Here is a 23,494-nt window from a genome sequence, read left to right as displayed (position 1 = left end):
TAACCGTCCTGAAATACTTGTAAAACCTGCCGCCCCGGCCATGTGGTTAACCAATAATTAGCCCTATCGGAATAGGGAAAGCTCATGTTTTCGGGGAAATCTTTCGGGGGCCAGAGCCGATTGACCGTCCACGCTTTGCTGTGGGGGCTGCTCTGCCTGTGCGCGACGGCGCTGTTCCCGGCCGCCAGAGCCGAAGCGCAGACCGTCAACACCTATTCAAACAGCAGCACAGTCTCGATCCCGGACAACGCCTGTCCGGCGACCGTCGACCGCTCCTTCAGCGTCGGCACCAGCTATATTATCGGGGATGTCAACATCGGTGTCCTGCTGGACCATACTTATCGTCGCGATCTGGAAATCAGCCTGACTTCACCCAGCGGCACGGTCGTCACGCTGATGGACTATGTCGGCGGCGGTGCCAATAATCTGAATGTCGAGTTTGACGATGAAGGCAATGACGGCGACATCGCCTCCCACACATCCAACGATTCGCTGACGCCGGTATATGCCAGCAGCAGAACGCCCCAGGGCAGCCTGTCTGCCTTTGATGGCGAAAATGCATTCGGCACCTGGACGCTGAAGATCTGCGACCAGCAGCGCATCGATACCGGATCCTTTCGCCGGGCCGATCTGTATATCACCGAAAAAGCTCCCTCTGCGGATCTTTCGATAAGCAAAAGCTTCGGCGCCACCTCGACCAACACCGGCAAATATACATTGTCGGTCACCAATGCCGCGACATCAGAATTGACGGCGACGGGCGTTACGGTCAGCGATAATCTGCCTTCCGGAGTCACACTCACGGGCACCTCGGGCACCGGCACCTATAGCGGCGGAATCTGGACCCTGGGGACTGCGATAGCGCCGGGGCAGACATTCACTATAGAATTGAACGTCAATATCACGGCCTCGTCCGGCACCATCACCAATGTCGCGGAAATTCGATCTTCCTCCGCCTATGATCATGATTCAACGCCGAATAACGGAGTGACCAGCGAGGATGATTATGCCAGCGTCAGCTTCACCGCCGGCAGTCGGCTGCCTGGCTATATACCACCGCTGACGTCGGTTTGCTCAATCTCCAATCAGCTACAGTTCAGCTGGGCCTCGCCAACCACATGGTCTCCGTCCGGCTCGCTCAGCCAGTCCTATAATGTTTCGGGTCTGGGCAATGTCCTGTTCAACGTCACCCAGCCGCCAAATGGCTTCGTCAACAGTACGCCGGAAATAACCACCAGCAATTCAGGCGGCGGCGCATCCGGCACCCGGGCTCTCTACTTCTACATGAACAACGGTAACGAAACGCACAGTTCCAGCACGACATTCACGTTGCCGACGGCTGTTCCCGGCCTGCAGTTCAGGATTTTCGATATCGATTATGCGGCCAACCAGTTCACCGACAGGGTTACCATCACCGGCACCTATAATGGCGCTTCGGTGCTGCCGACCCTGTCGAACAACACTGCAAATTATGTCAGCGGCAACAGTGTGATCGGCGACGGCGCCTCCGGTGCAACCGATCCCTATGGCAATGTGGTCGTCACCTTCACCTCGCCAGTGGATTCGGTAACCGTGGTATATGACAATTATCCGCCGACCACCCCGACGAGTTCGGGCAATCAGGCGATGTCGATCCATGATATCACCTTTTGCCGGCCAACGACTACGCTCAGCGTTACCAAAATCAGTTCGATTATCAGCGATCCCGTCAATGGTTCCGACAATCCGAAACGGATACCGGATGCCATCGTGCAATATTGCATTCTGATCAGCAACAGCGGCGGGACAACCGCGGATTCCATTGTCGCCACCGACAATCTTACCGGACCGTTCACCTATAATCCCGGGTCGATGCGAAGCGGCAGCAATTGCGGATCCGCCGCAACAGCCGAGGATGACGATGCAACCGGCAGCGACGAAAGCGATCCCTATGGGGCCTATATTTCCGGTTCCACCATCACGGCAACGGCAACTTCACTGGCGGCCGCCAGCAGCTTCGCACTGACCTTTCAGGTCACCATAGACTAGCCAGACCGCTTCAACCGAATCAGTATTTCATCGAGAGACGACAGAAAGCGCGAGCGGTCCGCCTTGCTGAATGGTCGCGGTCCGCCGATATTCTCGCTGCCCATGCCGGCCCGCAGGTCAGCCATGATTGCGCGGGTTGCCACCGCCGCGCCGATGGAATTTGCTGTGAACGGCTTGCCGTTCGACCCGATCACAGCAGCGCCCGCCTTCACACATCGATCCGCCAGCAAAATATCAGACGTGATCACAATGGTGCGAGCACCGGTGCGCTCTGCGATATAGTCATCGGCCGCATCAAAGGCATCGCTGACCAGCACGCGGCTGACCAGCGGATGATTGGGCACACGAAACGGGCTGTTGCTGACAATCACCACCGCCACGCCGTGACGATCCGCCACCCGGTAAATTTCATCCTTTACCGGGCAGGCATCCGCATCAACCAATATTTCAATAGCGCCGGTCATCGACCGAATCAGTCGGCTTTGGGTGCACCGGATTTCGCGCCGTCATAAGGGCGCTTGCCGCGATGCGGTTTCTTGCCGCCACCGCCGAACTTGCCTTTGGCACCGGCTTTGCGATCGCCCTTATAGTCGGACTTTTTCTTGAACCCGTCGCCAAACTCGCGCTTTGGTCCGCCACCCTCAGAACTGCCTTCTCCCTCTGGCTTCCGCTTCTGATATGGCTTGCCGCTACTGGGCTTGTTGCCATATTTCTTGTCGCCGAACTTGTTCTTGCCGAACTTCTTGCCGCCAAATTTCTTGCTTGCGTTGCTATAATCACGTTTTCCTGCCGCGTTGTCGCCCCGCCCGCCCTTGCGGTTGCGCTTGGCTTCGTCGCGCGGTTTTCCCTCGAACTGGGTGATCACGATATCATCGGTATCATCCCCGCCGGTTTCTCTTTTCTCGGCGATGGCGGCGGTGAATTTATCCACCACCCGGCGCGGAATTTCGAACAATGTGTCATCGCCATTGATCCGGATCGCGCCAATTTCGTTCTTGGTGATATGGCCGCGGCGGCACAGGACCGGCAACAGCCAGCGAGCGTCCGCGCGCTGGTTGTGGCCGACGTTCATCTTGAACCAGACCGTATCTTCAAATCCCGGACGCGGGCCGCCGAGAGCGGGTTGCGACTGGGCGCCCCGATCGAGCATCTGCTCCGGCGCCGGCATTTTGGCGCGGTGCGACTGCACCAGCATTGCAGCGATTTCTTCCGGCGTTTTTTCCGCCATCAGACGCTTGGCCAGTTCCATATCATCATCGTCGATCTCGACCGGCTGCAGCAGGGTCTCGATCAGCCGATCGGCGTCATTCTTGCGAATGTCGGCACGCGTTGGCGCATCCTTCCATTCGGCATTGATCTTTGCACCGCGCAGCATCGATTCAACCCGTTTGCGCCGCTGATAGGGCACGATGATAACCGCCGTTCCCTTTTTGCCGGCACGCCCGGTCCGGCCGGAGCGGTGCTGCAAGGTCTCCGCATCGCGCGGAATTTCGACGTGAATCACCAAGCTCAGGGTGGGAAGATCCAGTCCGCGCGCCGCGACATCGGTTGCGACACAGACGCGGGCGCGCTTGCTGCGCAGGGCCTGCATCGCCTGGTTGCGTTCGCTCTGCGTATGTTCGCCGGACAGTGCTACGGCGCTGAAGCCGCGATCGACCAGGCTGGCGTGCAGGCGGCGCACCGCCTCGCGCGTGCCGCAGAACAGCATCGCCGATTCCGCTTCGTGAAAACGCAGCAGATTGACCACGGCATTTTCCGTGTCGGCCGGCGCGACCGTGATCGCCTGATAGGCAATGTCACCATGACCACGATCTTCGCCGACCGTGGAAATGCGCAGCGCGTCATTCTGATAGCGTTTGGCCAAAGAGACGATCGACTTCGGCATGGTCGCCGAGAACAGCAGGGTTCTCCGTTCTTCGCCAGTTGCGTCCAGAATTTCCTCGAGGTCTTCGCGGAAGCCCATGTCGAGCATTTCATCCGCTTCATCGAGCACCACAGCACGCAGTTTCGACAGATCAAGGGCGCCGCGTTCGAGATGGTCGCGCAGACGGCCCGGTGTGCCGACGATGACATGCGCGCCGCGTCGCAGGGTCCGGCGTTCCTTGGAAGCATCCATACCGCCGACACAGGTCGCGATCTGCGCACCGGCAGGCTGATAGAGCCAGGTCAGTTCCCGGCTCACCTGCAGGGCAAGCTCGCGGGTCGGAGCGATCACCAGCGCCAGCGGCTCGACCAGAAACGGGAAACGCCCGTTATCGTCGAGCAGTTGCGGTGCCATCGCCAGTCCAAAGGCTACGGTCTTGCCGGAGCCGGTCTGGGCGGACACGATCAGGTCGCGGCCATCTGCTTCCGGCTCAAGCACAGCGGCCTGGACCGGTGTCGGCTTTTCATATTCGCGCGTCGTGAGCGCTTCAGCAAGAAGCGGGGAGATTTTCGAGAAAGGCATAATATCTGTATTCCGTGGCAAATGTGAAAGCCGCGCGGAACTGCCAGTCGCCTGCGGTTTATGAAGAATATCTTGTTGTTAAACGGTCTGCGCTGGGGATCATATTGCCTTGCCGGCAGCATGGCCACTCGCCCAGGCCCACTGAAAATTATAGCCACCGAGCCAGCCGGTGACATCAACGGCTTCGCCAATAGCATAAAAACCGGGTACTTGCCTAGCTTCCATATTTTTGGACGAAAGTTCAGCCGTGCTGATGCCGCCGGCCGTGACTTCGGCCTTGGCAAAACCTTCGGTTCCATTGGGCATGAATCGCCAGTGCGACAGACGGCGCGCGGCCTCTTCCAGCTTCTTGTCGGTCAGATTGCCCAGTTCGCCTTCCAGCGCAATCCGCTCGACCAGCGTGTCGGTTAACCGCGCAGGCAGATGAGCGTTAATCGCCTTTTTGAGCGAGAGCCGCGGCAAGGATTTCTTCGCCTGGACCAGCCAGTCGCCGGGCAGGTCGGGAAGAAAATCGATCTCGACCGATTCGCCATGCTGCCAATAAGAGGATATCTGCAAAATGGCGGGTCCGGACAGCCCCTTGTGCGTAAACAGGGCCGCCTCGAGAAATGCTGTTTTACCGCTCCGGGCAATTACCGGCGCAGACACGCCCGAGAGCGAGCGGAACAGGGTTTCTTCCCCGCCCAGGGTCAAGGGCACCAGCGCAGGCCGTGGTTCGACTATTTTCAGGCCGAACTGGCGGGCAAGATCATAAGCGAATCCCGTTGCCCCCATTTTCGGGATGGATGGTCCGCCGGTCGCAACGACGAGCGCAGGCGCAAAGGCGGTCTCACCGCCATATTCGACGCGATAGCGGCCGTCATTATGGCTGACTGTGCTAATCGCCTTTCCCAGCGACAGACTGACATTGTCGGCCGGGCATTCCGCCAGCAACATGTCCACTATCTGCCGCGCCGAGCCGTCACAGAACAATTGTCCCAGCGTTTTTTCGTGCCAGTCGATGCCATAACGGTCGACCAAAGCGATAAAATCAGCGGCAGAATAGCGGCTCAGTGCCGATTTGGCGAAATGGCGATTCTGCGAAAGATAGCGGTCCGGCGCAGTGCCGATATTGGTAAAATTGCAGCGCCCACCACCGGAGATCAGGATCTTCTTGCCCGGTTCGTCGGCATGGTCGATCAGCAATATCTTGCGCCCGCGCTGTCCGGCGACGGCCGCGCACATCAACCCGGCGCCGCCGGCACCAAGAATTATCGCATCATAATGGGTCGGGACTTTGGACATCGGATGTTCGGAAACTTTCTAAAGCCGGCAACGTTGCAATGGCCGTTTACGCGGTAATATTGGTTCTCTGCTTCGCAAGGCCCACGCCCGTTGCAGCAACATGATCAGATTTGAAAAACGGCTTGTCCCGTTGACGATGGCACAAGCGAAGCGGCGGCTGCGCGAGGCCGCATTTAACAGCGATACGTGCCAATGGCAACGGCTGCAAGGGGCCACCCGTCTTCCCGAACTCCTTGCCACCATATTGGTCCCTCGCAACCTTTTGGGGATATCCGCGTTTTCAAAACAAGTGCAACCGCAAGCCGATGGAGCCCGATATGATCAGCAGCCTCGCCTATGCCATCGTCCTGATGGGATGTTCGGATGACATGTCCATGTGCCGTGAAATGGCGCGGGACGAGCGCATGTTCGAGACCCTCGGTGAATGCGAGCGAAGGGAAAACACCGCGCTTCGGTCCGATATGGCACTGGAAATGGATTATCCGGTCGTCGCCGTAAAATGCACGGCCGGGGCCGAGAAATTTGCTCAGAAAGGCGTTTCAGATATTGGCGGATGACGGAGACCATATCGGCGGGAGGGCTAGCGCATCACCCGAGTCTTGTCTGCAAATAAGCCGGACAGGCCCGACAAGAAGGCAGCTTTCAACAGCGATTTTTCTTTTGTCCCTCGGCCTGTTTCTCGCGGTGCCGTTCGTGCTGTCTGCGGGCGCGGTTTTCTTCCGGCCCCTGTTTGCCGCAATGGTCATCATGCTGATGCTGATGCCGCTCACCGGTGCGCTTGCGAAACGGGGCGTGCCGAACCCGCTTGCCGCCTTTTTTTCCGTCCTCGCCTTTCTGCTTTTCCTCGCGTTTGGATTCATGCTGATCCTGCAGCCCGCCCTGGAGCTGGCGGAACGGTTTCCCGATATTACCAATATCGTGCAGGAACGGCTCGTGGACATCCGACAGTTTACCGCGTCGGTTTCGCAGATGGGTACGGAATTCTCTTCCACTATCGGTGAATCCGGAGGCCGGGAGGTGGTCCTGGCGAGCCCCACCGTCATGGAAGAAGCCGCTTATGCCACACCCGCCATTCTCCTGGAGCTGCTGCTGGTGCTGCTGCTGGTCTATTTCATGCTCGAATCGCGCTTGCGGCTGAAACGGATCATCCTGTCCCAGCGGTCGACTCTGGCATCCAGCCTGAAAGCGGCCCGGGCCGGCAGAAGTATCACCGGGGACCTGTCCCACTATATCGGCGCGGTTACCTCGATCAATATCACGGTCGGGATCATCGTGGCTTTCGGCGCATGGGCGCTCGGTATCGAATCGCCCCTGATGTGGGGCGGCCTCGCTGCGATATTGAACTTCATCCCCTATCTCGGGCCGATGCTGATGGCGGTGCTGCTATTTGGTTTCGGCGCGGCCTCTACCGGCGATCTCGGCGGCGGCTTGGTCCCTACTGCCGCCTATATCGGCTTGCAGGCGATTGAAGCCAATCTGGTCACACCCTCGATCCTGGGCAAGCGCTTTTCCATGAACCCGGTCGTCATTCTGCTCGCTATCAGCTATTTTACCTGGATATGGGGATTGGCGGGCGCCCTGATCGCGGTGCCTCTATTGATCGTGGGCAAGGCGCTGGTCGCCCAGACCGGCAGCCCAAATATCGTCGGTTTCATTCTGGGTGAGCCGTTATTTGCTTCACCGGAAGACATGCCTGGCGAATCACCTGACCGTTAAGGCTGCAGGCAGCCGTTCGGGATGGCCGTCCGACCGGCGGCGGGTCTTGCCGTCTTATACCCGGCAGCATCGGTGGATTTTTGGGAGATATAGGAAAATGGTGGAGCCTAGCGGGATCGAACCGCTGACCTCTTCGCTGCCAGCGAAGCGCTCTCCCAGCTGAGCTAAGGCCCCATCTGAAGAGCGCCTTTAATCCAGACACTCTCCAACATGCAAATCAAAAATTAGGTTTCGTCGGGTTCGTCGTCACCTTTGCCTTTGCTGACACCCAGATCGTCGTCGCCACCAAGGTCGACTTCATTGTCCGGGGAAGGCTCGTCATCGTCGATGTTGATGTCCAGATCATCATCGTCAACCGCGTCTTCTTCCTTCTTCACCGCCTTTTTCGGCGCTTCGAAAGGCATGGGCTGCTTGGATTTCAGAACAGCTTCCGGCACGAAGCTTTCCCCGCATTCAACACAGGTTGCCGGGTCTTCCTTGCCCAGATCGTAAAAACGAGTTCCACATTTCGGGCATGTGCGTTTCGTGCCCCATTCCGGTTTAACCATGGCTGGTGTCCAAATCCTGTCTAAATCAATTCGTTGAAAGGTAAGTCTGCTATGCGGCGAGTCAAGTATTGCCTAATTCAGCCGCGAAATCCGGCGCGCCTTGCCATAGCTTTGCAGCGCTGTCAAAAGCCGTTTGATATTCCTGCACGAATCATACGTGCGTTCCGCTAACAAAGCTCTGACATGACCAGCAACACTCCCCAGCCAGTTACGTTCAAACCGTCTGGCCCGCTCACCGGCAAGATTTCCGTCCCCGGCGACAAATCCATTTCCCATCGCGCGCTGATATTGTCGGCGCTCGCCGTCGGCAAAAGCCGGATCACCGGGCTGCTGGAGGGCGAGGATGTCCTCGCGACAGCCGCCGCCATGCGGGCTATGGGAGCCAGAATCGAGAAGAAAGACGAAGTCTGGACCGTTCATGGCGTCGGCGTCGGAGGCCTTATCCAGCCGGCCGTAGCACTCGATATGGGCAATAGCGGCACGTCGACGCGGTTGCTCATGGGGCTGGTTGCGTCCCACGGCATTTCCGCGACCTTTGTCGGTGATGCCAGCCTGTCCAAGCGGCCGATGGGCCGGGTGATCGATCCGCTTTCGGAAATGGGCGCCGACATCCAGGCGCGCGCGACATCGGATTATAAGTCCTGTCTGCCGCTGACGGTGCGCGGCATTTGTCCGGCCATTCCCATAGAATATCGCCTGCCGGTTGCCTCTGCACAGGTCAAGTCGGCTATTCTGCTGGCTGGCCTCAACACCCCCGGCATCACCCGGATCATCGAGCCTGTGCTTACCCGCGACCACAGCGAGACCATGCTGAAGGGATTCGGTGCGGACATAAATGTAGAAACCGATGCAGAAGGTTGCCGGATCATATCGCTGACGGGCGAAGCAGAATTGAAGCCGCAGAAGATCAAGGTGCCCGGAGATCCGTCCTCGGCTGCCTTCATGGTGGTAGCGGCGCTGATCATCCCGGGATCGGATATCATCGTGGAAAATGTCGGCATCAATCCAACCCGCGCCGGCCTGTTCGAAGTACTGCAGGACATGGGGGGCGACATACGCTTCCGGAAAAAGCGCACCGTGGGCGGCGAACCGGTCGCGGATATCCATGTCAGACACAGCTCGCTCAGCGGTATTGATATAGCGGCCGATATCGCGCCCAGCATGATTGATGAGTTCCCCATCCTGTTCATCGCCGCTGCGATGGCCGAAGGCACCACAACTACCCGCGGGCTGCACGAATTGCGGGTCAAGGAATCCGACCGCCTGTCGCAGATGGCCAAAGGCCTCGAAGCGCTCGGCGTCGAGCTCACCGAAAAGGACGACGGGCTTATCATTCACGGCAGTGGCGGCAAACCGCTGGCGGGCGGACGCACCAGACCGGTGATCGAAACCGCGCTGGATCACCGCATTGCCATGAGCTTCGCTGTCGCCGGCCTGATGACGAAATCCGGGCTGACGATCGACGACATCGCGCCGGTGCAGACGAGTTTCCCGGGCTTTCAGAATCTCATGGCGGAGCTGTCGTCCTGATGGTCGACGGGCTGACAGCCAATGTGATCGGCATAATGGGCAGTATTCTGGTGGTGTCTGCCTATGCCTATAATGTCTATGCCGATACGGTGAACCCGTTTGTCTATAATGGCACCAATTTGCTCGGCGCGCTGTTGCTGACCATTTCCCTGCTGGTCCATTTCAATCTGGCATCCTTTCTGCTGGAAATGGTGTGGATCTCGATTGCGCTGGGCGGCCTGTGGAAGGCCTATCGGAAGCAGGCGAGGCAGGGATCATGATCATCGCGGTCGATGGTCCCACCGCTTCGGGCAAAGGCACGATCTCCAAGCAACTGGCGAAATATTTTGCCCTGCCCTTTCTCGACACTGGCCTGCTCTATCGGGCGGTCGGCTGGACGCTCAGGGAACAGGGCGGCAATGCCGATGATCCTGCCGATGCGTTGGCGGCATGCGCGTTTGACGGTGCCTTGCTCGACAATCCGGGATTGCGCAGCGAAACGGTTGGCGGGCTCGCCAGCCGGGTGTCCGTTCACCCGGATGTCCGGCGCGCGCTGGACAAGCGGCAGAGGGATTTTGCCTATCAACCGGCCGGAGCGGTTCTCGACGGCCGCGATATCGGAACGGTCATCGCCCCCGATGCCGATGTCAAACTGTTCGTGACGGCCTCATCCGAAGCACGCGCCGTACGGCGGTTCGAGGAAATGAAACGGCGCGGCGAACCGGCCAATTTCGATGATATTCTTGCCGACATTCTCAAGCGCGATGACCGCGACCAGAACCGCAGCGCAGCGCCGCTCAAGCCTGCGGAAGATGCAGACTTGCTTGATACCACCAATTTGACTATAGACGCCGCCGTTCAACAGGCGATTGCCTTGGTGAATGCGAGAACAAGCGGCCGGCACGACAAAGATCCGGCATAGCAGACAAATGATGCGCAAGACGGGCGGTGTAACTAGCGGCCTGACTTTGGCGCAGCTTTTGCTATTTGCACTTGCCCACGCATAAGCCAGTATCGGCAGTTTTCTGGTGGATGCAGCGGTCGCATGAGGTGGCCGCGGCAATTTTGGTCCAAGACCGGCGGAACCAACCGCCTGGCCAGAAAAATTGACTATCAAGGAATAAACCATATGGCCTCAACGGCATTTCCAACCCGCGACGATTTCGCGGCAATGTTAAACGAATCACTCGGTGGCGAAGACCAGGGCTTTGAAGGCCGCGTCGTCAAAGGCACCGTAACCGGCATCGAAAACGACATGGCTGTCATCGATGTAGGATTGAAATCAGAAGGCCGTGTAGCGCTGCGCGAATTCGCCGCTCCCGGTCAGAAAGCCGACATTTCCATCGGTGACGAAGTCGAAGTCTATGTCGACCGCATCGAAAATGTGAACGGCGAAGCCATGCTGTCCCGCGATCGCGCCCGCCGCGAAGCAAGCTGGGACAAGCTGGAAAAAGAATATGACGAAGGCAATCGCGTCGAAGGCATTATCTTCGGTCGCGTCAAGGGTGGCTTCACGGTCGACCTCGACGGCGCCGTCGCCTTCCTGCCCGGCAGCCAGGTCGATGTCCGCCCCGTGCGCGACGTGACCCCGCTGATGGACATCGCCCAGCCTTTCCAGATCCTCAAGATGGATCGCAAGCGGGGCAATATCGTTGTTTCGCGTCGCGCCATTCTCGAAGAAACCCGCGCCGAACAGCGCAGCGGTCTTATCGAGTCGCTGGCTGAAGGTCAGGTTACCGAAGGCGTGGTCAAGAATATCACCGATTATGGTGCGTTCGTTGATCTCGGCGGTATCGACGGTCTGCTCCATGTTACCGATCTTAGCTACAAGCGGGTCAACCACCCGAACGAGATGATCAACATCGGCGACACGCTGAAAGTCCAGATCATCAAGATCAACAAGGACACGCAACGCATCTCGCTTGGCATGAAACAGCTCGAGAGCGATCCATGGGACAGCGCAACCGAAAAATATGCGGTTGGCACCAAGCTTACCGGTTCGGTCACCAACATCACCGAATATGGCGCATTTGTCGAACTGGAACCAGGCATCGAAGGCCTTGTCCACGTTTCGGAAATGAGCTGGACCAAGAAGAACGTCCACCCGGGCAAGATCGTTTCCACCTCGCAGGAAGTGGAAGTCATCGTTCTCGAAGTCGATACCGAGAAACGCCGTATCTCGCTTGGCCTCAAACAGGCCCAGTCGAACCCGTGGACCGATTTTGCTGATACGCACCCAATCGGCGCCACCGTTGAAGGCGAAGTCAAAAATGCTACCGAATTCGGTCTGTTCATCGGGCTGGAAGGCGACGTTGACGGCATGGTTCACATGTCCGACATCGCATGGGGTATTTCCGGCGAAGATGCGCTCAACCTTCACCATAAGGGCGAGCAGGTCAAAGCAATCGTTCTCGACATCGATGTTGAAAAAGAACGCATTTCGCTTGGCATGAAACAGCTTGAAAAAGGTGCGCCTGCCATGGGCGGTGCCGATACCGGCGGCCTCAAGAAGGGTTCGGTCGCAACCGTTACCGTTCTCGAAGTTCGCGATGGTGGTCTCGAAGTCCAGATGGGCGACGATGGCGCAACCGGCTTCATCAAGCGCAGCGATCTGGGCCGCGACCGCGACGAACAGCGTCCCGACCGTTTCCAGGTTGGCCAGAAGCTCGACGCGATGATCACCGGCTTCGACCGCTCGAAGAAACCGAACTTCTCGATCAAGGCGCATCAGCTGGCAGAAGAGAAGCAGGCTGTGGAACAGTTCGGTTCGACCGATTCCGGCGCAAGCCTCGGCGACATCCTCGGCGCCGCGCTGAAAAAGAAAGAAGAATAGTTCTTCCATCACAGCTTGGATTTAGCGGAAAAGCCCGCCCTCTCATCGGGGCGGGCTTTTTCTTTTGCATATCCCATTTCAGGTCGATTTTCTGACAAGGTTGCCAAGGCCATTGAAAATAGACATAATTTCTGGCATCAATTAGAGTCTGGAAATTGACTGACCGCCCGATTCCGAAAGTTTCCTGCAAGGAAGTTCACTGGATCGACCGGAAATCGGAAAGGCGCACCGATGATACGTTCTGAATTACTGGAAAAACTGGCTGAAGAAAATCCGGAATTGAAGCCGGATGAAATCGAGAAAATAGTCGACCTGTTTTTCAACCAGATCAGCCAGAAACTGGCTGAAGGCGGGCGCGTGGAACTTCGCGGATTCGGCGCTTTCTCGACCCGCCAGCGCAATCCCCGCATCGGCCGCAACCCGCGCACCGGGGAATCGGTGGAGGTTCCGGCCAAGCGGGTGCCCTATTTCAAGCCGGGCAAGGAAATCCGCGAGCGGCTGAACGAAGACTGATTTTCGAAATATTCCGATATTTTGCGTCTGCGCACTTGACCGCGCGCGCGCAATAATGCTTGTCGCTAGGCTCCGGCTTCAGGCCGGAGCTACCGGTGCGGACGTGGCGAAATGGTAGACGCAGCAGACTTAAAATCTGCTATCCGAAATGGGTGTGCGGGTTCGAGTCCCGCCGTCCGCACCAGTTTTGACAATCCGGCAATCTGCCCGGCTAAGTCGGACAGGATTGCCGACATTTGACCAATATCTACAGCATCGCCAAGTCAGCGGGTTGATCCAGCAAGACCCGGCCCGCTGTTTCAAACACTGCAGGAGCGGTTGCGATATGCTGGGTCGCGACATGAGCATCGCGGAACCGGCGTTGCAGGCTGTTGTCCGAATAAACAGCGCTGCCGCCGCCGAGCGTATAGGCCGTTTTGCAGACTTCGGCAGAGATTTCGGTTGCATGAGCGCAGGCCAGGCGCAAATTGGCTCGCCCCTTGACGGATATTTCCGCGCTGCCCCGCGCTTCGGCCCAACAACCGGCAATGGCATTTTCCAGATAGCCGAATGCGCCGGAAAGCGATGCGGTGGCCCGCGCCAGATCTGCCTGTACGGTGGCCCGCTGCGCCATCGACCGGCCACCACCGGGCGTTTTCTTGCTCATCACCATCATATGGATTTCTTCGAGGGCAGCCCGGGCATTTCCCAGCGCGACCGACGAAACGCCGAGCGCCAGCAGGCCAAAAAGCGGGAATTTGTACAAAGCGCCCGGATCGCGTGGCCGGTCACCGACAAAGGAGACGCTACGCTGCTTGGGGACTTTCACCCCCTCGACGGAGAAATCACCCGAACCGGTGCCCTTCAATCCCGCGACATGCCAACTGTCGATGAAGGAAGCCTCTGTCGCCGGGAAGAACAACATCCGGTGATAGGGCGCGCCATTGTCGAATTTCTGCAGTTCGCCATCCTTGAAGATCATCGCGCCGCCGCCCAGCCACGAACAATTGGCCGAACCCGACCCCCACTGCCACTGGCCGCTGAGCAGATAATGATCGCCCCTGTCCTCGGCCTTTCCCATCGGCGCAAACACACCGCCGGTGATGACATCGTCGGCCCCGAAGATTTCGCGCGCTGCTGGTTCCGGCATATAGGCGGCGCCAAGGGTGGAAGTCACCGCAATCATCACGCACCATCCGGCACTGGCATCTGCCCCGGCAACCGTTGCGACGATTTTCATAAAGTCGAGCGGATCCAGTTCCAGTCCGCCGATCGCCGCCGGTTTGGAAAGATTGAAGGCTCCGGCAGCAGCCAGTTTCGCGGCCAGATCGGCCGGCAAGCGCCGTGCCTGTTCGGTTTCCTCGGCGCGCGCCGAAATTTCGGGGAGCAAAACCAGTATCTTGTGGCCGACCTCGCCGATACTGAAAATATCATAATCTAAACCGGACATGCAGCATTTCTCCCAAGTGCCACGAACAAGCACAAGAGTTACGCTTTGTCGAGGCGGCAAAACCATCTAGATGGGTCATATGCGCTTTATCGCTCTTCTCTGCACCTGCCTGCTGCTGATCTCGTGCGAAAGAGGTCCGGCGGTGGACAGCGCGCCCGGCCCGGCGCAAATCGTCCGCTTGTCCGATTCGGAGATCAAGGGTCTCGACCCGCAGAAAATCTCAGATCTGTCATCACTCCGGGTTGCCGCAGACCAGTTCGAGGGCCTGACGCGACTGAATGGCGCGGGAAAAGCAGTAGCGGGACTGGCCCGCAACTGGGAAACTGACGAGAGCGGCCTGAACTGGACGTTCAATTTGCGGCCAAAGCTCCAATTTTCCGATGGCACAGCTTTTGATGCGAGCCTTTTTCCGGCGCTATGGCAGCGGTTGCGCGCCCCCGGCACGGCGGCGCCGGCAAAATCCCTGTTCGGCAATATTATCGCGGTCCAAGCGGTCGACGGGTCCAGGCTGCTGATCAACCTGGCCTCCCCTGATCCTGCCCTGCCCGCCCTGCTGGCCCATCCCGCCATGGCCGCAATCCCCCTTCACCGGATCAGCGAGGCCGGGGACCAATGGACCTCCGACCGACCGATGATTGTCAGCGGCCCCTATCGACTGGCGGAATGGAAACTGAACGACCATGCCCGGCTGGAGCGCAATCCACGGTGGCACGATCAGGCCGCGCCAACTCCGACCATCATCTGGAAACCGATGGATGACAGCCTATCGGCCATGCGCCTGTTTCTGTCCGGTGGCGCGGATATCGCGGCCGACTATCCGGCGAGCCGGCACCAGTGGCTGGAGAACAAACATCCGGACCTCACCCACAGCGTGCCCTATCTCGGCAGCTATTATTTCGCGTTCAACACCCGCATTCCGCCCTTTGATGACCGAAAGGTCCGGCTGGCGCTGTCGATGGCGGTCGAGCGCGAATGGATAGCCGGCAAGGTGATCGGTGTCGGCAATATTCCGGCATGGGGCCTGCTCCCCCCCGGTCTTGCCGGAGCGGAACCGGCAAGACCCGCTTGGGCTGACTGGCCGCGGGAGAAACGCTTGCAGGCCGCGCGGGCCTTGCTGGAGGATGCCGGCTATGATGCATCCAGTCCCTTGCGGTTCGAAATCCGCTTCAACAGTTCCGCCGAACATCGCCGGGTTGCCGTTGCCCTGGCCGCCATGTGGCAGCCGCTCGCGGTCGAGGCCAGCCTGTTCAACAGCGAGGCTGCCCTCCATTTTGCCGCACTGCGCCGCCACGAATTTTCGCTCGCCCGCTCCGGCTGGATTGCGGATCTGCCGACGCCGGAAAATTTTCTGCTGGTGCATCAGCAAGCCAATGGCGCGGGCAATTACTCTGGCTATGCAAATCCGGACTATGACCGGGTTCTGGCGCGGGCGATAGCCGAGCCGGATCCTGCAAAGCGCCAATCTCTGATGCAGCAGGCCGAAACCATGCTGATTGCCGACATGCCGGTTCTGCCGCTCTATTTCTACGTCACCCGCAGCCTGGTTGCAAAACGCATTGCCGGATGGGAAGATAATATTTCCAATGTGCATCCCAGCTACACTCTGCGTATAAGGCCATGATGGGTTTTCGATCTGGATATTGGCAGAATCTTCTCTCCGCGTTCCTTGCGATACCGCTGCTGACGGCCTGCGGTTTCGCCGGTGACGAGGATCAGGTAAGAGTCACGGTGATCGAGGACGCGCCGGTGCGGATCAATCCGGTCGGTACAAGGCTGAACTTTTCCTCATCCACCATGCGCGCGGCGATCGCCAAGGGGCTTGTCGGTCTCGATGCCGAAGGCCGGGTCGTCCCTGCACTGGCCGCCCGATGGATCGTTTCCGACGATGGTCTGAGCTATATTTTTCGCCTGTACGACGCGAAATGGGATGATGGCCGCCAGATCACGGCCGAGCGGGTGGCGCGGCTGCTGCGCGAGCGTTTCTCCGAATTGCGCAAAAGCCGGCTGCAATATGACGTGTCCGTGGTCGACGAGGTCGTTTCGATGACCGGCCGGGTGATCGAGATCAAGCTGGATGCGCCGCATCCCAATTTCCTGCAACTGCTCGCCCAGCCCGAACTCGGCCTGTTTCGGGCTGGCCATGGCGCTGGCCCGATGCGCCTCTTGAGCGAAGACAATGGAATCAAGCTGACCCGCTTCGACGAACCCTCGCAGGAGGGAGAGGATGAAGAGGATGAAGATGACCGCTGGGTTTCCTTGAGCAGCGACCCCGCCGCCACGGCGATCGCCCGATATCGTGCCGGCGGCGTGCAAGTGGTGCTGAACGGCAAATATCATCACCTGCCGCTGGTCGATGCCGGCGACATCAGCAGCGGAGACCTGCGTCTCGATCCGGTCGCTGGCCTGTTCGGGCTACGTTTCGTCCGCGCCGAGGGCTTCTGGGCGGTACCCGGCAATCGGGAAATACTGGCGATGGCGATCAACCGCCCGGCCTTGCTGACCTCCTTTCCGGGTGTCAGCGCATGGCAAAGCCGGCTCAAGATCATCCCCGAAGCGCTCGACGTCGACGGCATCAGCGCCTATCCCGACTGGGCCGGCATGACCATGCAGGACCGGATCGTCTTTGCCCGAAACCATGTCAGTCGCTGGAAAGCCTCCGAAGGGCCGGTCGTGCCACTGGCTATCGCGCTGCCCGATGCAGCCGGCGCCGATATATTCTTCAAGCGTATCCAGTCCGATCTCCGGAGAGTGGGGCTGGATGCCCGAAAGGTCGCGCTTGACCAGAAAGCGCATGTGCAACTGCTGGACGAAATCGCTCCCTATGACAGCGCCCAATGGTTCCTGAAGCAATTCACCTGCTTCAAGACGACGGTCTGTCTGAATGACGCAGATTCAAGAATCGCTGCAGCGGATGCTGCAACCAATTTGCAGATCAAGGCACGGCTTTATGCCGAGGTCGAGATCATGCTGGTGGATCATTATAATTTCATACCGATTGCGGTTCCGATCCGCTGGTCCATCGCCCGGCCGGGACAGCGCGGCTTTGCGGTGAACCCGCGCGGATGGCATCCATTGAATAATCTGGTCGGCATACCCATATCCTGACTGTGTGAGTAGTCTAAGACAGGGAGGTCGCATGGCCATTTCCGAAGAACAGTTAAAACGCCTCGCCGAGCAATTGCCCGATGTCAGCCGCGATCCGCAAGCGGTGCGCACCCGCGTCGAAGCTATGGAAAAAGTGCTGGAGCGCGCCTTCGTAATCCCTGGCATCAATCGCCCGATTGGCGTCGATTCCATCGTCGGACTGGTCCCTGTGGTCGGTGACATCGTCACCGCCCTCATGGGTGCCTATATTGTCTGGGAAGCGCGCAATCTGGGCATGTCCAAGCTGCAACTGACCCGCATGGCGGCCAATGTCGGCATCGATACGGCGCTCGGTGCCATTCCTTTCGCCGGCGATGTGTTCGACTTTTTCTGGCGTTCGAACAGCAAGAATCTGAAGATCATCCGCAAGCATCTCGACAAGCATCACCCCGGCACACGGACGCTGGAGGGTTGATGGCCGTGCTTCGCCCTTGATGCGGAGCCCTGGTCGCACGCCCTCCTGTTACCGGCGGAGCTGTAGGTCTTTGCCCAGAGATCGGTAAATCACCCCCCGCGCCAGATCTTGACCGGCATATCGTCCCCCGTCGTCTGCATATAGGCCGGGCAGCGCTGCGGCCGGAAACTCCTGCCGAGACAGAGTTTCACTTCCTGCAACCAGCCGCGCTGGTTAATTTTTAGCCGCAGCATATCGGGCTGCAGCCCCTCATTCGCCGCGGCGAAGGCGTTGCGGAACTGGCCTGCCGTCAGCGGCTTGCGCGACAAGCGATCCATATCGGGGAAACGCACCGCGTCAAACATGATCCGCGACACGCGGAAATAGGTCTCGGGCCGTCTGGTCATGCAGGTCCCGTGCTTGGCCCATTCATGCGCCATCATCCTGGTCGACGGCATCATGCAGAAATTGCGCTTCACCACAGCAGGCGGCAGCGCCCGGGTCGGCGCGCAATATTGCGGATAGGCCGGCCCGCGCGTGTCGGGCCACAGGCCATGGAGAATGAAGCCAAAACTGCCATCGTCTCCGCTGCACTGGGTCTTGTCGCGGCGGCTGTCCTTGCGGGTGCGGCAATATTCCGGCGACCAGCTGAGCGCCAGCGTATAGCTGGTAACGGGCGTAAGCCGGCGCGGTTCGGAGGCCGGCTTGCGCTCGGCGGGCGCGCTGAGGCCGGATGGCGGGCTGCACTGGTAGGATTGGGCTTGGGCGGGGGTCGCGGCCATAGCCAAAAACAGCAATAAAGCCACTGGTCGCCCCAGCGAAGGCTGGGGCCTGACCCGCGTTTCACGTAGCGCGGACGATTGCCCTCGATCCCGGCCTTCGCCGGGATGACGATTGCTATACCTGCTCAAAATCCAGCCCGATATCCGCCGCCGGTGCCGATTGTGTCAAACGCCCCACCGAAATAAAATCAACGCCCGTTTCCGCCTTGTCGCGGATCGTCTCCAGCGTCACGCCGCCGCTCGCTTCGGTCGCCACACGACCGCCGATCAAAGTCACCGCGCCGCGCAGGGTCGCCGGTTCCATATTGTCGAGCAGCAAATGCGTCGCGCCTGCCGCCAGCGCCGGTTCGATCTGGTCGACCCGGTCGACTTCACAAATGATATTCTCGACGCCCGCTTCCTTGGCGCGTCGGACCGCTTCGCCGACAGAACCAGCGACCGCGACATGATTGTCCTTGATCATCGCCGCGTCCCACAGGCCCATGCGGTGGTTTTGCGCTCCGCCCATCCGCGTCGCATATTTCTCCAGCACCCGCAGACCGGGGATTGTCTTGCGCGTGTCGAGCAAAGTGCAACTCGTGCCTGTGATTTTCCGGACATATTCGTTGGTCATGGTCGCGATACCGGTCAGATGCTGCACCGTGTTGAGCGCGCTGCGTTCGGCGGTCAGCATTGCGCGGCCCTTGCCTTTCAGACGCATGATATCGGTGCCTGCCTGTACCGCCTCGCCTTCAGCAACCAGAGTTTCAATCTCGACATTCGGATCAAGATAGCGGAAAAAAGCCTCGGCAATCGGCAGCCCGGCGATCACCGCATCGTGGCGACTGTCCATCACACCGGAGAATATCGCATCGGCGGGGATGACGGCTTCCGACGTAACATCGCGCCCCCCTGCCCCATAAGGGGCGCCGAGGTCTTCGGTGAGCGTGGCTGCGACGAAAGCGTCGAGATCGAAACGGTCGAGGGTGAAGGTCACCCCCTTACCCTTTATGCGCAAGACCAGTCGGCCCCAGGTCCCCCTGCCCGACCGTTGCGCTCGCCATTTCCATCATCTTGTCGATCGACTTGCGGGCCTGCAGGCGCAGTTCCTCGTCCATCTCGATGCGTGGTTCGAGGTCACGCAGCGCCACATAGAGCTTCTCCATCGTGTTGAGCGCCATATAGGGACAGATATTGCAGTTGCAGTTGCCGTCCGCCCCGGGCGCGCCGATAAAATTCTTCTCCGGCACCGCCTTTTCCATCTGATGGATGATATGCGGTTCGGTGGCGATGATGATCGTGTCGCCTTCGAATGACTTCGCATATTTCAGGATCGCGCTGGTCGAGCCGACCATGTCGGCGTGATCGAGAATATAGGCGGGGCATTCGGGATGCGCAGCAACCGGCGCGCCGGGATGCTGGGCCTGCAGCTTGAGCAATTCGGTCTCGCTAAACGCTTCGTGGACGATGCAGACACCGGGCCAGAGCAGCATGTCACGCCCGGTTTTCTTCGCGATATAGCCGCCGAGATGCTTGTCCGGGCCAAAGATGATTTTCTGGTCGAGCGGGATCTGCGAGAGAATATGTTCCGCCGATGAGCTGGTGACGATGATGTCGCTGAGCGCCTTCACCTCGGCCGAGCAATTGATATAGGTCAGCGCGATATGATCGGGATGCTCGTCGCGGAACGCCTTGAACTTGTCCGGCGGACAACTGTCTTCCAGTGAGCAGCCGGCGTCCATGTCCGGCAGCACGACAATCTTCTCCGGCGACAGGATTTTCGCGGTTTCGGCCATGAATTTCACACCGCAAAAGGCAATCACATCGGCATCGGTTTCCGCGGCCTTGCGGGACAATTCCAGACTGTCGCCGACAAAGTCAGCGATATCTTGGATTTCCGGTTTCTGGTAATAATGGGCAAGGATGATCGCGTTGCGCTCCTTGCGCAGCTTGTTGATTTCCTCGACAATGTCGACCCCGGCCAAGCTGCCACCAATTCCACCACGTGCATCCATTATACTCTTCCTATTTCCTGTTCCGTTCCTGTCGAGCTTGTCGAAACATGCTCTTGCCGCCCTTAGACAGGCTCAGGGCGAACGGAGTTTCTGATTCCCGACTAGTTTAGGGCAAGTCACCGTCCAAAGGAAATCAATTGCTGATACGGAATTTGACAATCCGGTCGATAACCTTCTGCTCCGCATCCATGCCACCCACGATATAATAGTCCGCGCCAGCCTTCGCGAGGCCGCGATGATCCATGCTCGGCTCGGCCAGCCGCCCCAGTTCCAACCATCGGTCGCTTTTCAGATCATAGGCGAAAAAGCCGCCCAATGGTTTCGCCGGCACCCCGTCATAGCCGATGCCGTCATAATTATAGGGATTGTCGCCGCCGCCGGCGAAAATGATCCGCTGCCCGGCCTCGTCGCCAATCGCCGCCATCCGGTATTTTGCCTGACCGGAATGGGCATTCACCCCGCGCCAGCTGATCTGCGTGGGATTTTGCGGGTTGATATCCCCGCGCCATGTCAGCTTTGCTGCGACAAATTTCCGTTTGCCGTCATCCAGAACCGAGGCCACCCCGTCGGTGACGATGATGCTGTTGCCTGCTATGCCGCCGCTATGGCCAAAGACAGGCGTTCCGGGAAAGGGAGACGCCTCGGTCCAGGCGCCGGTTTGCGTATCGAACATTTGCACCACGCTGACATTGCCCTCGTCGTGCCAACCGGAGACCAGATAAATGAACCGGTTCTGGTAGGGCACAGCAAGCGCGTCATCGACCGGGGTTGGCATATCAGCCATTTGTTCATAGCGGCCGGTCGCCGGATCATAGGCAAAAACCTCGGGCGTGGACAGCTCGTCGCCATTGGGCGCAACCGTATAGCCGCCGAAAATATAGATTTTTCCCGCTACGGTCACCGCCGCACTGGCCAGGCGCCCTTCCCTGACCGGGACGGACGCGATCGTCTTGCAGGTTTCGGTCGCGAGCACACAGGCAAAGGCAGCGTTGCTGGTATCTTTCCAGCTTTTGCCGGCTTTGAGGCCATTGAAACTGTAGAGGGTCGGACCTTCCGGCCCGTCCGCCACCGCCACGGCATTATTGCTGATCGGTTCGGGCAGCGCGAAGTCGGCAATTTCTGACTGCTGCTCCGGTTGCGGGCTGCGCTCGCATCCGGTCAACATCAATCCGCCCAACAGAATCGCCGTCCATGCCATGCCCCGCATTGTCACTCTCCCGTGTCCCTTTTCTGTCTTTGTTCCGCCAGAACATCCTGGATCGGACGCGAATAGTCCCACCGCTCCTTGTAACGGCTGCGCTCATAAGGAAAAAATGCGTCAATCTTTGCTTCCACGCCGGCGGTCTGCAACGGCACGGCGAAATTATGCCGCACCGCACGGCGCGCGGCTTCCCGGGCGAGACGCAGCTGAACCGGATTTTTCGCCTGTTCGGCGAGTTCCGCAATGCCTTTCTTGCGGTTGGCCTGATCGAGGACATTTTCTGCATCGGTCAGCGCCATCAATATGCCGCCGTCATCATAGGTCTGGATCTGCTCGATATGCACCTCGGGCCGGGCGATTTCGATCGCCGGGATCTCGACATACAGCGTGTTGTCGCGAGCATCCCAGCGGACATCATCGGCGCCGAGCTTGGCCAGATCGAGCTCGTAGCGGACCGTCCCGGGCATGATCAGGGTCTTGCGCGCGGACAGCCCCAATTTGGTCACGGTGGTGGTGACGGTAGCATTGTAGCTGGCGGAGAAGACCGTTAACCGGTTCTGTTCCTGCATATTGGTCAGGCTGGCATTGGCAATCGTCACCGGATCGGGCGCCATGCTGTTTTCGACACGGGTTAAAAGCAGCCAGGCCAAGGTACCGAGAATGATGAATATCACGCCGGTAACAGCAACCGGAACCCAGAGACGCCGTAACTTTTCGACCGTCATCCGCTCAGCGCCCAGACATCATCGGACTGGGTCACCTGCCCCTTTTTCTGCAGGTCGATCAGATGCGCGCGCACCGATTGCCCCGCGGCGCCGTTCAGCCTTGGATCAAGCCCCTTGTACATGCGCGGAACCATGTCCGTAATAACCGCCGGACCTTCTCCGAGCAGCTTCAATATCTGCCGTTCGCGCTGTTTGCGATGGCCCATCATCCCGCGCACCAGCTGGCGCGGGTTGGTCACTTTCTTGCCGTGAGCGGGATAATAGACCTTGTCCTCGCGCTCATAAAGCTTCTGCAGACTCGCCATATAGTCAGCCATATCACCGTCGGGCGGAACAATGACGCTGGTCGACCAGGCCATGACATGGTCGCCGGTGAACATCGCGCCGGATTCCTGCACCGCGAGGCAGAGATGATTGGACGTATGGCCGGGCGTCGCCACCGCTTCGATGGTCCAGCCGTCGCCGGAGACCGTCTCGCCATCGGTAAGCACACGGTCTGGCTTATATTCCTTGTCAAAACTCTCGTCGGCCCGCGGTCCGTCGTCGGCCAGTACCAGCGGCGCACAGCCGATGATTGGCGCGCCGGTGCGCGCTGCCAGCGGCGCGGCGGCGGGACTATGATCGCGATGGGTGTGGGTGCACATGATCGCACTGATTTTGGCCTCGCCAACCGCTGCGATTATCGCATCGATATGCTCGTCCATGGCGGGTCCGGGGTCGATAACCGCCCGATCCGATCCATTGCCGACGATATAGGTCTGGGTGCCGGTATAGGTATAGGGGCTGGGATTGCCGGCCAGCACGCGGGCCACCAGAGGTTCCATCTGTTCGCACAGACCGGTGGGATATTTTGAAGGGTCAAAGTCCATGGACCTGATGTGGCATATTCGGGCCATAAAACAACCACGAAAAAGGGCGGCCTGCCACGCACACCGCCCTTATTCCCGT

General features: G+C 59.1%; 22 protein-coding genes and 2 tRNA genes. 12 read left to right on the top strand and 12 right to left on the bottom strand.

Annotation, left to right across the window (positions count from 1 at the left end; translation table 11 throughout):
- The first annotated feature begins 120 nt into the window (after nt 1-120).
- Nucleotides 121-2,028, top strand: coding sequence for a proprotein convertase P-domain-containing protein (locus ACHZCJ_RS15945; RefSeq protein ID WP_394700153.1), 1,908 nt, complete (start codon nt 121-123; stop codon nt 2,026-2,028).
- Here ACHZCJ_RS15945 and ACHZCJ_RS15940 read toward each other — a convergent pair.
- The 3 genes from ACHZCJ_RS15940 to ACHZCJ_RS15930 all read right to left on the bottom strand — a co-directional run bounded on the left by ACHZCJ_RS15940 (nt 2,025) and on the right by ACHZCJ_RS15930 (nt 5,758).
- On the bottom strand, nt 2,025-2,480 hold the full coding sequence (locus ACHZCJ_RS15940) for a YaiI/YqxD family protein (RefSeq protein WP_321327821.1): 456 nt from the start codon (nt 2,478-2,480) through the stop codon (nt 2,025-2,027). The two genes, ACHZCJ_RS15945 and ACHZCJ_RS15940, sit on opposite strands and share 4 nt — an antisense overlap.
- Nucleotides 2,481-2,500: 20 nt before the next feature.
- Nucleotides 2,501-4,474 carry a DEAD/DEAH box helicase gene (locus ACHZCJ_RS15935; protein WP_321327541.1) on the bottom strand — a complete coding sequence of 658 codons (1,974 nt, stop codon included), beginning with the start codon at nt 4,472-4,474 and terminating at the stop codon, nt 2,501-2,503.
- A 99-nt stretch (nt 4,475-4,573) separates the two neighbouring features.
- The gene (locus ACHZCJ_RS15930) at nt 4,574-5,758 is read right to left on the bottom strand and encodes an NAD(P)/FAD-dependent oxidoreductase (protein ID WP_321327540.1); all 1,185 of its coding nucleotides are present in this window, start codon (nt 5,756-5,758) and stop codon (nt 4,574-4,576) included.
- Between the two features lie 317 nt (nt 5,759-6,075).
- On the opposite strand from ACHZCJ_RS15930, the gene ACHZCJ_RS15925 reads away from it, so the two are divergent.
- Nucleotides 6,076-6,315, top strand: a complete 240-nt coding sequence (locus ACHZCJ_RS15925) for a hypothetical protein (RefSeq protein WP_321327538.1) — start codon at nt 6,076-6,078, stop codon at nt 6,313-6,315.
- Nucleotides 6,316-6,418: 103 nt separating this feature from the next.
- A complete protein-coding gene (locus tag ACHZCJ_RS15920; protein ID WP_321327537.1) occupies nt 6,419-7,474 on the top strand; it encodes an AI-2E family transporter in 1,056 nt (351 codons plus the stop codon).
- Nucleotides 7,475-7,572: 98 nt separating this feature from the next.
- On the opposite strand, the gene ACHZCJ_RS15915 is transcribed toward ACHZCJ_RS15920, so the two are convergent.
- Nucleotides 7,573-7,648 (bottom strand) — tRNA-Ala (locus ACHZCJ_RS15915).
- A 50-nt stretch (nt 7,649-7,698) separates the two neighbouring features.
- Entirely contained in the window at nt 7,699-8,022 is a 324-nt protein-coding gene (locus tag ACHZCJ_RS15910) for a TIGR02300 family protein (RefSeq protein WP_100094012.1), read from the bottom strand.
- A gap of 183 nt (nt 8,023-8,205) precedes the next feature.
- Between ACHZCJ_RS15910 and aroA the strand changes: the two genes are divergently transcribed.
- The 6 genes from aroA to ACHZCJ_RS15880 all read left to right on the top strand — a co-directional run bounded on the left by aroA (nt 8,206) and on the right by ACHZCJ_RS15880 (nt 13,061).
- Nucleotides 8,206-9,552, top strand: coding sequence for a 3-phosphoshikimate 1-carboxyvinyltransferase (gene aroA / locus ACHZCJ_RS15905; RefSeq protein WP_159644497.1), 1,347 nt, complete (start codon nt 8,206-8,208; stop codon nt 9,550-9,552).
- The gene (locus ACHZCJ_RS15900) at nt 9,552-9,812 is read left to right on the top strand and encodes a hypothetical protein (protein WP_159644502.1); all 261 of its coding nucleotides are present in this window, start codon (nt 9,552-9,554) and stop codon (nt 9,810-9,812) included. The genes aroA and ACHZCJ_RS15900 overlap by 1 nt, the downstream gene beginning before the upstream one ends.
- Nucleotides 9,809-10,453, top strand: coding sequence for a (d)CMP kinase (gene cmk / locus ACHZCJ_RS15895; RefSeq protein WP_159644507.1), 645 nt, complete (start codon nt 9,809-9,811; stop codon nt 10,451-10,453). The genes ACHZCJ_RS15900 and cmk overlap by 4 nt, the downstream gene beginning before the upstream one ends.
- Before the next feature lie 207 nt (nt 10,454-10,660).
- On the top strand, nt 10,661-12,364 hold the full coding sequence (gene rpsA / locus ACHZCJ_RS15890; protein WP_159644511.1) for a 30S ribosomal protein S1: 1,704 nt from the start codon (nt 10,661-10,663) through the stop codon (nt 12,362-12,364).
- Between the two features lie 231 nt (nt 12,365-12,595).
- Nucleotides 12,596-12,877, top strand: a complete 282-nt coding sequence (locus ACHZCJ_RS15885) for an integration host factor subunit beta (RefSeq protein ID WP_159644513.1) — start codon at nt 12,596-12,598, stop codon at nt 12,875-12,877.
- 97 nt (nt 12,878-12,974) lie between these two features.
- Nucleotides 12,975-13,061, top strand: a tRNA-Leu gene (locus ACHZCJ_RS15880).
- A gap of 63 nt (nt 13,062-13,124) precedes the next feature.
- Here ACHZCJ_RS15880 and ACHZCJ_RS15875 read toward each other — a convergent pair.
- A complete protein-coding gene (locus ACHZCJ_RS15875) occupies nt 13,125-14,306 on the bottom strand; it encodes an acyl-CoA dehydrogenase family protein (RefSeq protein ID WP_321327532.1) in 1,182 nt (393 codons plus the stop codon).
- Nucleotides 14,307-14,448: 142 nt separating this feature from the next.
- On the opposite strand from ACHZCJ_RS15875, the gene ACHZCJ_RS15870 reads away from it, so the two are divergent.
- Genes ACHZCJ_RS15870 through ACHZCJ_RS15860 form a run of 3 tightly spaced genes read left to right on the top strand, consistent with a single transcriptional unit; the run spans nt 14,449 to nt 17,865 of the window.
- On the top strand, nt 14,449-15,927 hold the full coding sequence (locus ACHZCJ_RS15870) for an ABC transporter substrate-binding protein (RefSeq protein ID WP_394700152.1): 1,479 nt from the start codon (nt 14,449-14,451) through the stop codon (nt 15,925-15,927).
- The gene (locus ACHZCJ_RS15865) at nt 15,924-17,411 is read left to right on the top strand and encodes an ABC transporter substrate-binding protein (RefSeq protein WP_394700151.1); all 1,488 of its coding nucleotides are present in this window, start codon (nt 15,924-15,926) and stop codon (nt 17,409-17,411) included. The genes ACHZCJ_RS15870 and ACHZCJ_RS15865 overlap by 4 nt, the downstream gene beginning before the upstream one ends.
- 31 nt (nt 17,412-17,442) lie before the next feature.
- On the top strand, nt 17,443-17,865 hold the full coding sequence (locus ACHZCJ_RS15860; RefSeq protein WP_159644532.1) for a DUF4112 domain-containing protein: 423 nt from the start codon (nt 17,443-17,445) through the stop codon (nt 17,863-17,865).
- Nucleotides 17,866-17,954: 89 nt separating this feature from the next.
- Here the strand turns inward: ACHZCJ_RS15860 and ACHZCJ_RS15855 are convergent, their stop codons facing one another.
- The 6 genes from ACHZCJ_RS15855 to ACHZCJ_RS15830 all read right to left on the bottom strand — a co-directional run bounded on the left by ACHZCJ_RS15855 (nt 17,955) and on the right by ACHZCJ_RS15830 (nt 23,415).
- Nucleotides 17,955-18,650 carry a ribonuclease T2 gene (locus ACHZCJ_RS15855; RefSeq protein WP_321327526.1) on the bottom strand — a complete coding sequence of 232 codons (696 nt, stop codon included), beginning with the start codon at nt 18,648-18,650 and terminating at the stop codon, nt 17,955-17,957.
- 91 nt (nt 18,651-18,741) lie between these two features.
- On the bottom strand, nt 18,742-19,602 hold the full coding sequence (gene nadC / locus ACHZCJ_RS15850; protein WP_321327524.1) for a carboxylating nicotinate-nucleotide diphosphorylase: 861 nt from the start codon (nt 19,600-19,602) through the stop codon (nt 18,742-18,744).
- Nucleotides 19,603-19,606: 4 nt separating this feature from the next.
- Nucleotides 19,607-20,620 (bottom strand): quinolinate synthase NadA, encoded by a 1,014-nt coding sequence (gene nadA / locus ACHZCJ_RS15845; RefSeq protein ID WP_321327523.1) that lies wholly within the window; start codon nt 20,618-20,620, stop codon nt 19,607-19,609.
- A 133-nt stretch (nt 20,621-20,753) separates the two neighbouring features.
- Nucleotides 20,754-21,827, bottom strand: coding sequence for a kelch repeat-containing protein (locus ACHZCJ_RS15840; RefSeq protein WP_321327521.1), 1,074 nt, complete (start codon nt 21,825-21,827; stop codon nt 20,754-20,756).
- Nucleotides 21,828-21,829: 2 nt separating this feature from the next.
- On the bottom strand, nt 21,830-22,546 hold the full coding sequence (locus ACHZCJ_RS15835) for a DUF4230 domain-containing protein (protein WP_159644561.1): 717 nt from the start codon (nt 22,544-22,546) through the stop codon (nt 21,830-21,832).
- Nucleotides 22,543-23,415: an MBL fold metallo-hydrolase gene (locus ACHZCJ_RS15830; protein WP_321327519.1), complete on the bottom strand. Its 873-nt coding sequence runs from the start codon at nt 23,413-23,415 to the stop codon at nt 22,543-22,545. The genes ACHZCJ_RS15835 and ACHZCJ_RS15830 overlap by 4 nt, the downstream gene beginning before the upstream one ends.
- Nucleotides 23,416-23,494 lie beyond the last annotated feature (79 nt).

The sequence above is a fragment of the uncultured Parasphingorhabdus sp. genome (genome assembly GCF_963677535.2).
In the GTDB taxonomy this organism is placed as follows: domain Bacteria; phylum Pseudomonadota; class Alphaproteobacteria; order Sphingomonadales; family Sphingomonadaceae; genus Parasphingorhabdus.
Note: the sequence above shows the minus strand (reverse complement) of the source record. Positions and strands in the feature narration are given on the sequence as shown.